This is a genomic window from Rhizobium sp. CC-YZS058 (genome assembly GCF_034720595.1).
GTDB lineage: Bacteria > Pseudomonadota > Alphaproteobacteria > Rhizobiales > Rhizobiaceae > Ferranicluibacter.
Genome location: NZ_JAYESJ010000001.1, coordinates 3,671,856 through 3,683,809, shown reverse-complemented (window position 1 = coordinate 3,683,809; position 11,954 = coordinate 3,671,856). Strand labels below are relative to the sequence as shown.

At 64.4% G+C, this 11,954-nt stretch carries 12 protein-coding genes; 8 read left to right on the top strand and 4 right to left on the bottom strand.

Annotation, left to right across the window (positions count from 1 at the left end; translation table 11 throughout):
• The first annotated feature begins 75 nt into the window (after nucleotides 1-75).
• The 7 genes from tesB (at nucleotide 76) to U8330_RS17595 (ending at nucleotide 7,882) form a co-directional block, all read left to right on the top strand.
• A complete protein-coding gene (gene tesB / locus U8330_RS17625; protein WP_323106544.1) occupies nucleotides 76-960 on the top strand; it encodes an acyl-CoA thioesterase II in 885 nt (294 codons plus the stop codon).
• 225 nt (nucleotides 961-1,185) lie between these two features.
• Nucleotides 1,186-1,524: a P-II family nitrogen regulator gene (locus tag U8330_RS17620; protein ID WP_323106543.1), complete on the top strand. Its 339-nt coding sequence runs from the start codon at nucleotides 1,186-1,188 to the stop codon at nucleotides 1,522-1,524.
• A gap of 29 nt (nucleotides 1,525-1,553) precedes the next feature.
• The gene (locus U8330_RS17615; protein WP_323106542.1) at nucleotides 1,554-2,999 is read left to right on the top strand and encodes an ammonium transporter; all 1,446 of its coding nucleotides are present in this window, start codon (nucleotides 1,554-1,556) and stop codon (nucleotides 2,997-2,999) included.
• A gap of 81 nt (nucleotides 3,000-3,080) precedes the next feature.
• The gene (locus U8330_RS17610) at nucleotides 3,081-3,485 is read left to right on the top strand and encodes a hypothetical protein (RefSeq protein WP_323106541.1); all 405 of its coding nucleotides are present in this window, start codon (nucleotides 3,081-3,083) and stop codon (nucleotides 3,483-3,485) included.
• A 122-nt stretch (nucleotides 3,486-3,607) separates the two neighbouring features.
• Entirely contained in the window at nucleotides 3,608-6,190 is a 2,583-nt protein-coding gene (locus U8330_RS17605) for a DNA translocase FtsK (RefSeq protein ID WP_323106540.1), read from the top strand.
• A 111-nt stretch (nucleotides 6,191-6,301) separates the two neighbouring features.
• Nucleotides 6,302-6,973, top strand: coding sequence for an outer membrane lipoprotein carrier protein LolA (locus U8330_RS17600; protein ID WP_323106539.1), 672 nt, complete (start codon nucleotides 6,302-6,304; stop codon nucleotides 6,971-6,973).
• 102 nt (nucleotides 6,974-7,075) lie between these two features.
• Nucleotides 7,076-7,882, top strand: coding sequence for an exodeoxyribonuclease III (locus tag U8330_RS17595; protein WP_323106538.1), 807 nt, complete (start codon nucleotides 7,076-7,078; stop codon nucleotides 7,880-7,882).
• A gap of 7 nt (nucleotides 7,883-7,889) precedes the next feature.
• Here the strand turns inward: U8330_RS17595 and U8330_RS17590 are convergent, their stop codons facing one another.
• Both U8330_RS17590 and U8330_RS17585 read right to left on the bottom strand, forming a co-directional pair.
• Nucleotides 7,890-8,348: a cyclic nucleotide-binding domain-containing protein gene (locus U8330_RS17590; protein ID WP_323106537.1), complete on the bottom strand. Its 459-nt coding sequence runs from the start codon at nucleotides 8,346-8,348 to the stop codon at nucleotides 7,890-7,892.
• A gap of 55 nt (nucleotides 8,349-8,403) precedes the next feature.
• The gene (locus tag U8330_RS17585) at nucleotides 8,404-9,087 is read right to left on the bottom strand and encodes a response regulator transcription factor (protein ID WP_323106536.1); all 684 of its coding nucleotides are present in this window, start codon (nucleotides 9,085-9,087) and stop codon (nucleotides 8,404-8,406) included.
• Between the two features lie 291 nt (nucleotides 9,088-9,378).
• Between U8330_RS17585 and U8330_RS17580 the strand changes: the two genes are divergently transcribed.
• On the top strand, nucleotides 9,379-9,930 hold the full coding sequence (locus U8330_RS17580) for a L,D-transpeptidase family protein (protein WP_416236936.1): 552 nt from the start codon (nucleotides 9,379-9,381) through the stop codon (nucleotides 9,928-9,930).
• Nucleotides 9,931-9,936: 6 nt separating this feature from the next.
• On the opposite strand, the gene U8330_RS17575 is transcribed toward U8330_RS17580, so the two are convergent.
• Together U8330_RS17575 and lpdA are read right to left on the bottom strand one after the other, a co-directional pair.
• Nucleotides 9,937-10,431 carry a cytochrome b gene (locus tag U8330_RS17575; RefSeq protein WP_323106534.1) on the bottom strand — a complete coding sequence of 165 codons (495 nt, stop codon included), beginning with the start codon at nucleotides 10,429-10,431 and terminating at the stop codon, nucleotides 9,937-9,939.
• 106 nt (nucleotides 10,432-10,537) lie between these two features.
• Entirely contained in the window at nucleotides 10,538-11,941 is a 1,404-nt protein-coding gene (gene lpdA, locus U8330_RS17570) for a dihydrolipoyl dehydrogenase (protein WP_323106533.1), read from the bottom strand.
• Nucleotides 11,942-11,954 lie beyond the last annotated feature (13 nt).

The following is an 11,954-nucleotide window of genomic DNA, read 5'->3' as shown; positions in this document are numbered from 1 at the left end:
CATCTGGGCCTTGAGCATTTCTGCCATCCATATAGATCATGAGCGGCCCGCTTCCTACCGCCGGAGATCACGAGAATGCCCGAGCAGACCGCGACCGCGCAGCCGATGGACGTGCTTCTGGCGACGCTCGACCTCGAAAAGCTGGAGGAAAACCTGTTCCGCGGCCGTTCGCCGCAGGTCGGCTGGCAGCGGGTTTTCGGCGGGCAGGTCATCGGCCAGGCGCTGGTGGCGGCGCAGCGCACGGTGGCGGCCGACCGGTTCGTCCATTCGCTGCATGCCTATTTCATGCGGCCGGGCGACCCCTCGGTGCCGATCGTCTATGATGTCGACCGGATCCGCGATGGCGGCAGCTTCACCACCCGGCGGGTCGTCGCCATCCAGCACGGCAAGGCGATCTTCGCGCTGTCTGCCTCCTTCCAGGTGGAGGAAGAGGGATTCGAGCACCAGATGCCGATGGCCGATGTCGTGCCGCCGGAGCAATTGCTCGATGAGAAAGGGCTGAAAGAGGCGTTTCTCGCCAAGGCGCCCGAGGCCATCCGGCTTTACTGGGAGCGGCCGCGGCCGATCGAGATCCGCCCGGTCTCCCTCACGCACTATTTCTCCCGCGACAAGCTGGAGCCCGCCCAGCAGGTCTGGGTCAAGGCCGTCGGCGCCGTCCCGGACGATCGCGCCCTGCAGGCGGCCGTACTCGCCTATCTCTCCGACATGACGCTGCTCGACACCGCGCTCTATGCGCATGGAACGTCGATCTTCGACCGCAGCCTGCAGGTGGCGAGCCTCGATCATTCCATGTGGTTCCACCGGCCCTGCCGACTCGACGACTGGCTGCTCTACAGCCAGGATAGCCCCAGCGCTGGCGGTGCACGCGGCCTGACGCGCGGCAGCCTGTTCGATCGCTCCGGTCGCCTTATCGCCTCCGTCGCGCAGGAAGGTTTGATTCGGAAAAAGGCAACTGCCTAATTGATAGGCATTTTCTACATTTTGCATAATTTCTAACCAGTTTTGCTGGCGCATTTTTAACGTTTCCCAGCGGGCCGCGCGGGAAATGCGGCCTTTTTGCGTTCTTTTGTGCCCTCATCCGACTTGGCACGCCCCTTGAATAGGAAAGAGCGGTCGTTGGGGGATCATGCTCCTCGGCAAGGAGAGACGGCGGCCGAGCCGCGTATGAACAAGGATGGGAAACCAATGAAAATCGTGATGGCTATCATCAAGCCGTTCAAGCTCGATGAGGTTCGTGAAGCGCTCACCGCCGTCGGCATCCAGGGGCTGACCGTGACGGAAGTGAAGGGCTATGGCCGCCAGAAGGGCCACACCGAAATCTACCGCGGCACCGAATATGCCGTCAGCTTCCTGCCGAAGCTCAAGATCGAAATCGCAGTGGCGAGCGAGGTGGTCGACAAGGCCGTCGAGGCCATCGCATCGGCCGCCAAGACCGGGCAGATCGGCGACGGCAAGATCTTCGTCTACTCGATTGACCATGCCGTGCGCATCCGTACCGGCGAAACCGATTCAGAAGCGCTGTAAGTCGCGGCCACAAGAGGGAGCTTTACTCGATGACATCACTGAAATTCTCGACCTCTCTGGCCCGGATGGGCGCTGCTGCGGCAGCCGTCCTCGCGCCGGTCGTCGCCTTTGCACAGGATACGGCGGCACCTGCCGCCGCTGAGGCCGCCACGGCCGCTGCCACCGCTGCGCCGGCGATGACCGTCGACAAGGGCGACACGACCTGGATGCTTCTCTCCGCCGTGCTCGTCCTCCTCATGATCGTGCCCGGCCTGGCGCTGTTCTATGGCGGTCTCGTGCGCGCCAAGAACATGCTCTCCGTCATGATGCAGGTGATGACGATCGCCGCCGTCGCCATGGTCGTCTGGGTCGTCTACGGCTATTCGCTCGCCTTCACTGATGGCGGCAGCCTCAATTCCTTCGTCGGCGGCTTCTCCAAGGTGTTCCTGGCCGGCGTCGACGTCACCACCATGTCGGAAAGCTTCACCAAGGGTGTGGCCATTCCGGAACTGGTGTTCGTCTGCTTCCAGATGACCTTCGCGGCCATCACCCCCGGCCTGATCATCGGTGCCTTCGCCGAGCGCATCAAGTTCTCCGCCGTCATCCTCTTCACCATCCTGTGGCTCACCTTCATCTACTTCCCGATCGCCCACATGGTCTGGTTCTGGGGTGGTCCGAGCGCCTATAGCGCGCCGGCTGGCCTGATCTACGGCTTCGGCGCGATCGACTTCGCCGGCGGCACCGTCGTGCACATCAATGCCGGGATCGCCGGCCTCGTCGGCTGCATCATGGTCGGCAAGCGCACCGGCTTCGGCCGTGACATGATGGCCCCGCATTCGATGACGCTGACCATGGTCGGCACCTCGCTGCTGTGGGTCGGCTGGTTCGGCTTCAACGCCGGCTCCAACCTCGAAGCCAATGCCTATGCCGCGCTCGCCATGATCAACACCTTCGTTGCCACCGCGGCAGCGATCCTTTCCTGGTCGATCGCCGAAACCTTCACCCGCGGCAAGGCCTCCATGCTGGGTGCCGCCTCGGGTGCGGTCGCCGGCCTCGTCGTCATCACCCCGGCCGCCGGCTTCGTCGGTCCGATGGGCGCTGTCGTCATGGGCCTCATCGTCTCGCCGATCTGCTACTTCTTCGTCTCCACGGTGAAGAACAAGTTCGGCTATGACGACACGGCTGACGTCTTCGGTGTGCACGGCATCGGCGGCATCATCGGCGCGCTGCTGACCGGCGTCTTCGTCAACCCCGCGCTCGGCGGTGCCGGCATTGTCGATTATTCGACCGCCGACTTCGCAGCCTCCTATGCCGGTACGGCGACGCAGGTGATCGCTCAGGCCAAGGGCGTGCTCGTCACCGTCCTGTGGTCCGGCATCGGCTCCGCCATCCTCTACAAGATCGTCGACATCATCGTCGGTCTGCGGGTGCCGGTCGAAGCCGAGCGCGAAGGTCTCGACCTCGCCAGCCACGGCGAAGCGGCCTACCATTCGTAAGCCGCTTATTATTTGCGAAAGCTCGGGGCCGGCGATTGCCGGCCTCTTCTTTTTGTGTATTCTAAAGGAATGAAATGCCACTTGACCGATGCGCGGTCAAGCGAGCGGATGCCGATCGATTCTAGACACGAGACCATTATGGCAACGGCCGTTCTCCTCAAGCATCCCACGACGGGCGTTCAAAAGCCCGGCTATTACGGATTCAGCTGGACCAGCTTCTTCTTTGGCGGCTTCCCGGCGTTGTTCCGCGGCGACGTTGCGATAGGGTTTGGCATGTTGGCTCTCGGCTTTGTCGCCGGTCTGATCGGGATCGGCTTCGGCTGGTTCATCGTCAGCACCATTTGGGCCTTTCTCTACAACAAGATCTATACGACGCGGCTTCTGGAGGCCGGGTACAAGCTCGCCGATGTGCCGGAGAGAAACAAGGCGGCGCAACTGGCGCTGGGAGCCGGAGATCAGGCGCTTCTGGCCCCTGATCCCGCCTGACCATTCCTGCTTGCACCGCGCTTCGCGCCGTCGGCGGCAGGCATGGTTAATAGAGCTTTAACCTTCCCTGCCTAAGCTTCGGCCAAAGGGCGCTCTGCGTCCAAAAGCAAGGCAGCAGGCAGATGGCAAGAAGCAATCAGGCGGCATTCGAAACAGGCTCGGACCGGTTCGTCCTTTCGGTCTTCGTCCGGCGACAGGCGGTGGCCTGCCTCGGCTATGCGCTGTTTGCGGCGTTGATGCTGGCCGTGGTGGCGCTCTCCACCTGGAATGTCGCGGACCCCAGCCTCTCCTATGCCACGGCCGATTCGCCGACCAATTTCCTGGGGTATGGCGGCGCGATCTTCGCCGATCTGATGATGCAGTTCTTCGGCATCGGCAGCGTGGTGGCGCTCCTGCCGGTCGTCGCCTGGGCGCTGGTGCTGATCGGGGCGAAACCCTTCGACAAGATCGTCAAGCGGGCCTTGTCCTGGTTTGCAGGCTCGGTGCTCGCCTCCGCCTCGCTCGCCTGCGTGCCGGCCCCCGTGACCTGGCCGCTGCCGAACGGGCTCGGCGGCGTGTTCGGCGACATGATCCTGCGCCTGCCGGCCCTCCTCACCGGCGCCTACCCAACCGGGAACATCGCAACCATTCTCGGCGTCGTCCTCGCCATCCCCGCCATCGTCTTCCTCGTGTTCGCGGCAGGCCTGTTCGGGGTGGACGAGCCGGATCTCTACGAGGCGCCGGCCGCACCGGCGCCGGGCAAGGCCAAGACCGTGCGCGAGGAGATGGACGAGGACGAGGGCGAGGGCGGGCTGATGCTGTTCCTCGCCGGCACGCTGACGCACCTGACCTACACGACCAAGGCGCGGATGCGCCGCCTCTTCGGCCTTTCCGCCAGCCGTGCCCAACGGCGCGAGATCGACGAACCCTATGATTTCAACGACGACGAATTCGGCACGCTGAACGCGCCGACCCGCCGCAAGGCCGGTCCCCGTGTCGAGCCTTCGCTCGATGGCGCCCCGGAGCGCCGGCGCGCGGAACCATCGCTCGGCTTCGATGACGAGGCGTTCGACGCGGATGAGGACGAGGACGCTCTGCCGCGCGACCTGTTGTCGGCCGACACGCCATCCCGCAACCGCTCCATTCCCGTGCAGCCGCGTGTGTCGCAGGCCGTTTCGCGGCCGGCCCCGGCGCGCGAGCGCTTTGCGGAGAACGACGGCAGTTTCGAGCTGCCGCCGCTCGAGTTCCTCGCCGAGCCAAAGGGCGTGGTGCGCGACGCGACACTGTCCGCCGATGCCCTGGAGCAGAATGCCCGAATGCTGGAAGGCGTGCTCGAGGATTTCGGCGTCAAGGGCGAGATCATCCAGGTGCGGCCGGGCCCGGTCGTCACGCTTTATGAGCTGGAGCCGGCACCAGGCATCAAGTCTTCGCGCGTCATCGGCCTCGCCGATGATATCGCCCGCTCGATGAGCGCGATCGCCGCCCGCGTCGCCGTCGTTCCCGGGCGCAATGCGATCGGCATCGAGCTGCCGAACCAGCGGCGCGAGACGGTCTATCTGCGCGAGCTGATCGGCAGCCAGGATTTCGAGGGCAGCAAGGCCAAGCTCGCCATGGCGCTCGGCAAGACCATCGGCGGCGAGCCGGTCATTACCGATATCGCCAAGATGCCGCATCTGCTGGTCGCCGGCACCACCGGCTCGGGCAAGTCGGTCGCCATCAACACCATGATCCTGTCGCTGCTTTACCGGATGACGCCGGAGCAGTGCCGCCTGATCATGATCGATCCGAAGATGCTCGAACTCTCCGTCTATGATGGGATCCCGCATCTCCTCTCTCCCGTCGTCACCGACCCCAAGAAGGCCGTCGTCGCGCTGAAATGGACGGTGCGGGAGATGGAGGAGCGCTACAAGAAGATGTCGAAGATCGGCGTGCGCAACATCGACGGCTTCAATTCGCGCGTCGAGCAGGCGCTGGCCAAGGGCGAAACGATCAGCCGCACCGTGCAGACCGGGTTCGATCGCCAGACCGGCGAGGCGATCTACGAGACCGAGGAATTCGACCTGGCGCCGATGCCCTATATCGTCGTGATCATCGACGAAATGGCCGACCTGATGATGGTCGCCGGCAAGGATATCGAAGGCGCCGTGCAGCGGTTGGCGCAGATGGCGCGTGCCGCCGGCATCCACGTCATCATGGCGACGCAGCGGCCTTCGGTCGATGTCATCACGGGCACGATCAAGGCCAACTTCCCGACCCGCATTTCCTTCCAGGTCACCTCCAAGATCGACAGCCGCACGATCCTCGGCGAGCAGGGGGCCGAGCAGCTGCTGGGCCAGGGCGATATGCTCTACATGGCGGGCGGCGGCCGCATCCAGCGTGTCCATGGTCCCTTCGTCTCCGACAACGAGGTGGAGCAGGTCGTCACCTATCTGAAGAGCCAGGGCGCGCCGGATTATCTGGATGCGATCACCGAAGACGAGGACGAGGATGGCGAGGGTGGCGGCCCGGCCGGCACCGGAAATCTCGCCGAGTCCGACGATCCCTATGACCAGGCGGTGGCGATCGTGCTGCGTGACGGCAAGGCATCCACCTCCTATGTCCAGCGTCGCCTGGGGATCGGCTACAACCGCGCCGCCTCGCTGATCGAGCGCATGGAAAAGGAAGGCATCATCGGTGCCGCCAACCATGCCGGCAAGCGCGAGATCCTGGTGCCGACCGAAGAGTAGGGCCTTCGCCATGCTGGCGGGCGCGACGCTGACCGCCTTCCGCGGCCATGGGCCTTGAAGGTGCCGCAGTTGCGCGCCACATCCCTCGCATCAGACCCTAAGGAGACCCCCATGAGCCTTTTGCCGACGCGCCTGCAGCCGGACCCCGCGCAGACCCATGCCCGGCCCGCTCGCCTGACGCGCCGGAGCCTGCTCGCGGGTCTTGCGGTGCTGGGTACGGTCGCGGCGCTGGGCCTTCCGATCCCGGAAGCACGCGCGCAGACCGCCGTTGCCCAGAAGATCGCCGATCATTTCGCCTCTGTGAAGACCATGAGCGGCGAGTTCGTTCAGTTCGGCCCGCGCGGCGAGCAGACCGGCGGCAAGTTCTATATCAGCCGTCCGGGCAAGATCCGCTTCAACTACGAGGCCCCATCGCCGATGCGGGTGATCGCCGATGGCAAGGCCGTGGTGATCGGCAATCAGAAGCTCAAGACCTGGGATCTTTATCCGCTCTCCAAGACGCCGCTCAACCTGCTTCTGTCCGATACGATCGATCTCTCGGGCAAGCAGGTGCGCGACGTGAAGGAGGAGGCGGACCTGATCACCATCGTGCTCGGCGACCGCTCGATCTTCGGCGATTCGACCATCACCATGATGTTCGATCCGAAGACCTATGACCTGCGCCAGTGGACGATCACCGATGCCCAGAAGAAGGATACGTCGGTGATGATCTTCAATGTCCGCACCGGCATTCCCATGGACGACCGCGTCTTCCAGATTCCCTATGACGAGGTGCGCAAGTAAGCGGCGTCCTGCCGGCTTCTCTTGTTCCTCGGCCCGCCATGCGGTTAAAGAGCCCGTCCGCTTCCTGCGTCGAAGCGGCGGGCTTTTGCGTGAGGGTGTGGAATGGCATTGTCGATTGCGACCTGGAACATCAATTCCGTCCGGCTGCGCCTGCCGCTGGTCGAAAGCTTCCTCGCGCGCTTCCAGCCGGATCTTCTTTGCCTGCAGGAAACCAAGTGCCCGAACGAGCTGTTCCCCAGCGCCGCCTTCGAGGCCATGGGCTATCCGCACATGGCCTTCCATGGCCAGAAGGGTTATCACGGGGTCGCCACGCTCTCGCGCCTGCCCTTGAGCGAGCTCGTCGACCGGCGCGACTATTGCGGGGTCGGCGACGCCCGTCATCTCTCGGTCGTCTTCGACCATGGTGCAAAACGAATCCGGCTTCATAATTTCTATGTGCCGGCCGGCGGTGACGAGCCGGATCGGACGATCAACAGGAAATTCGGCCACAAGCTCGATTTCATCGAGGAGATGAAGCTGCTGCATGCCGAAAGCGAGGCCGGCATCTCCTCCATCCTCGTCGGCGATCTCAACATCGCGCCGCTGGAAGACGATGTCTGGTCGCACAAGCAGCTTCTGAAGATCGTCAGCCACACACCGGTGGAAACAGAAGGGCTGACAGCCGTCATGACCGGTGGCGCCTGGGTGGATCTCATGCGACAGCACGCGCCGCCGCCGGAGAAGCTCTATACCTGGTGGAGCTACCGCGCGCGCGACTGGCAGGCCGCCGATCGCGGCCGCCGGCTCGACCATATCTGGTCGTCCGCCGATCTCGCGCCGCATCTTAAGCGCGTCGATATTCTCAAGGAGGCGCGCGGCTGGGAACGGCCGTCCGACCATGTTCCGGTCATCGCGCATTTCGACCTGTAAACGACGCTCAATCGGAAAAGCGCGGCGCCATGCGCTGGATGTCGCGGATCATCGCCTGCAGGTTCTCGCGAATGCGGGATTCCACCAGGCGCGCGACATCGGGATATTCCTCCAGCATGCGGTGAAACAGGCTGCGGGGAATGCGCAGCACATCGCAGTCTTCGTCCGCGATTGCGGTGAACTTGCGCTCGACGAAGGAGATCATCGCCAGTTCAGACAGCAGAACACCCGGGCTGGCCGTAGCCACCCGCTCGGTGGCGCCGTTGCTGGCGATACGGCTCAAAGAGACCTGGCCCGAGGCCACCACATAGGCGCAATCGGCCGGTGCACCCTCGCGAAACAGCTGCTGGCCGCGCGCCAGCCGCTTGTGCTCCGCGCCGAAGGCGATCAGGCGCAGCTTGTCCGCGTCGAGATCCGCGAAGAGCGGCACGGCGGAGAGAAGGGCGATGTCGTCGTTCAGCGCCAAGCGGGCGGTCCTGCTTCCCCCGCCAGCGGGAGCAGGAGGCGCTGCCCGTGCCGCTTTAGGGAACGATCTTGTAACCCCCGTTTTCTGTCACCAAAATCTCGGCATTGGAAGGGTCGCGTTCGATTTTCTGGCGCAGCCGGTAGACATGGGTTTCGAGCGTGTGGGTCGTCACGCCGGAATTATAGCCCCAGACCTCCTCCAGCAGGACGTCACGCGTCACCACCTTCTGGTCGGCGCGGTAGAGATAACGGATGATCGCCGCTTCCTTTTCCGTAAGGCGGATTTTCTGGCCGTTCTCGAGCGTCAGCAGCTTCTGCCCCGGCTTGAACATATAGGGACCGACGGTGAAGGTGGCGTCTTCGCTCTGCTCGTGCTGGCGCAGTTGCGCGCGGATGCGGGCAAGCAGGACGGCGAAGCGGAAAGGCTTGGTGACATAGTCATTCGCGCCGGCTTCAAGGCCGAGAATCGTGTCGGAATCCGTGTCGTGCCCGGTCAGCATGATGATCGGCGGCTTGAAGCCGCCCTTGCGCAGAAGCTTCACGGCCTCGCGCCCATCCATATCGGGCAGGCCGACATCCATGATGAGGAGCGAGATCAGCTGGGTGCGTGCGGCCTGCACGCCGCGGCTCGCCGTCGCCTCTTCGAGGATGGTGAACTCCTCATACATGGACAGCTGCTCCACCAGCGTGCGGCGCAGGTCTTCGTCGTCGTCGACGATGAGAATGGTGCGGGATGACATGGGCATTTCTCCTTGAGAGGACAAATTAGCTCAGCCGCAAACTTTGACAAGCAAGGACAGCAAGCACGAACGAAAGGGTGACAGGGATGCCGGAACCGGCAGGGCCCGGGACGGCGCCGCGGCCTTGCGCCTTCGGGCTCCATTGAGGAGCGCCGTGCCCCGCCTGCCGAAGCAGGCTGCGTGGCCGGTTCTGGCCAGGATCGGGTGAAAACAGCGTCGCATTGTCCCACGAACTGCTCTAGGACCAATGCACCATCACGAACAACTGACTTTGCCGTGAGTCCTGCCATGCTGCGCAAGCGCCGTTCACAGCCTGCCAAGAGCCCGCCGCCGATCATCGTCCGCCCCGCCCCCGGCCGGCCGACGCATGCGCTGGTCACCGTTGCCGGCCGGGTGGAGCAGGCAGCCATCGGGCGCAGCGGCCGGACGGCGCGCAAGCGCGAGGGCGACGGCGCAACGCCGATTGCCGCCATGGCGCTCCTGGATGGCTATGTGCGGCGCGATCGTCTTCGAACGGTCACCTCTCGCTTGCCGCTGACGCCGATCGACCCGCAACTCCTTTGGTGCGACGCGCCCGGCCATCCCATCTACAACCGGCCGACCCGCCGCCCGCTTTCCGCCAGCCATGAACGCATGGCACGGGCGGACGGGCTCTATGATGTCTGCCTGGTCATGGACTGGAACATCCGGCAGCGCCGCCGCAATGCCGGCTCGGCCATTTTTTTCCACCTCATCCGTCCCGGCTACCAGCCGACGGAAGGCTGCATCGCCGTCTCCCTCCCCACGATGCGCCGCATCCTGAAGGTGGCGCGGCGCGGGACGGTGGTGCAGGTGGTGGGGTAGAGCCTATCAGCCGCCCACCGTCATCCGCCGTAGCACATCGGTTTTCCAATAGAACTGATGGGCCAGCGCGCCGGCGACGTGGAGGCCGATCAGGATCCAGAGGGCCGTCTTCATCAGCTCGCCATGCAGTTCGCCTGCCTGCGCAACGCCGCCGTAATAGGCGGCCATGCCGGCGAGAGGCATGGCGATCAGAAGGATATAGAGCCCGGCATGGGTGAGGCGGGCAAGCAGGCGGAACGGGGCGGGCTCGACGGCGGGATCAGCGGGAACGCCGCGAAGGACGCGCAGCACCAGGCGAAGAAGCGTCAACGCCAGAAGCGCGATCCCCACATAGGCATGAAGATTGGCGCCGGTCAGCAGATCGGGCGCCGGCTCCGTCCCACGACGAACAGCCCGCCACCAGTGCTCCATGTCCTCTGATGCCAGCAGATTGAAGAGGACAAGCAGCACGGTCGTCCAGTGGAGGACACGCTGCGACAGGCTGAAGGATTGTGGGGTCATCGGGCTCGGCCTCCTTGCGGGGAAGAAGATCAAGCTTGCCGTGCCTGCCGGAGGCCGGCAAGCACGATTTCAGAACCTGTCCAAAGTTTAAGGAAGCCGGCTGCGCTTACATATGGATCGGCTTGAAGAAGGTGGCGAGGGCTGCCTCCTTCACGGCTTCCGACATGGTCGGGTGCGCGTGGCAGGTGCGGCCGAGATCTTCGGACGAGCCGCCGAACTCCATGAGCACGGTGATCTCGTGGATCATCTCGCCGGCGCCGAAGCCGATGATGTGGCCGCCGAGCACGCGGTCGGTCTCCTTGTCGGCAAGGATCTTGACGAAACCATCGGTCGCCTGCATGGCGCGGGCGCGGCCATTGGCGGAGAAGGGGAACTTGCCGACCTTGTAGGCGATGCCTGCCGCCTTCAGCTCCTCTTCGGTCTTGCCGACGGAGGCGACCTCCGGCTGGGTATAGACCACGCCCGGGATGACGTCGTAGTTCACATGGCCGGCCTGTCCGGCGAGGATTTCGGCCAGTGCCACGCCCTCGTCTTCGGCCTTGTGGGCGAGCATCGGGCCCTTCACCACGTCGCCGATCGCATAGACCCCTTCGACATTGGTGCGGAAGTGGCCGTCGATCTCGATCCGGCCGCGATTGTCGAGCGCGACGCCCGCTTCCTCGAGACCGAGCCCCGCGGTGAACGGCTTGCGGCCGGTCGCAACCAGCACGACGTCGGCGGCCAGCGTCTGCGCCTCGCCACCCTTGACCGGCTCGAAGGTGACGCTGGCGCCGTCTCCGGCGCGGGTTACGCCGGTGACCTTGGCGCCCAGATGGAACTCGACGCCCTGCTTGGCGAGAATGCGCTGGAACTGCTTGGAGACCTCGCCGTCCATGCCGCCGAGAATGGTGTCGAGATATTCGACGACGGTGACCTTGGCGCCGAGGCGCGACCAGACGGAGCCGAGCTCCAGCCCGATGACGCCACCGCCGACCACGACCATATGGCCCGGCACCTGGCTGAGCGCGATGCCGCCGGTGGAGGAGACGATGACCGTTTCGTCGATCTCGACCGGGACGCCCGGAATGCCGGCGACGTCCGATCCGGTGGCGATCACGATGGCCTTGGTCTCCAGCGTCTGGCTTTCGCCGCCCTCGGCAGTCACGACGACGCGGCCGGTGCCGGCCACCTTGCCGGTGCCCTGGAAGGTGTCGATCTTGTTCTTCTTGAAGAGGAAGGCGACGCCGTCGACATTCGACTTCACCGTGGCATCCTTGTGGTCCATCATCTTCGGCAGGTTCAGCCGCGGCGCCTCGACCTCGATGCCGAGACTGTCCATATGGCCGGCGGCATGGAACATTTCGGAAGCGTGCAGCAGAGCCTTGGAGGGGATGCAGCCGATGTTGAGGCAGGTGCCGCCGAAGGTGGCGCGCTTTTCCACCACGGCCACCTTCAAGCCCAGCTGGGCCGCCTTGACCGCACAGACATAGCCCCCCGGGCCGGTGCCGATCACGATGACATCATAGGACATTTCGTTTTCCTTC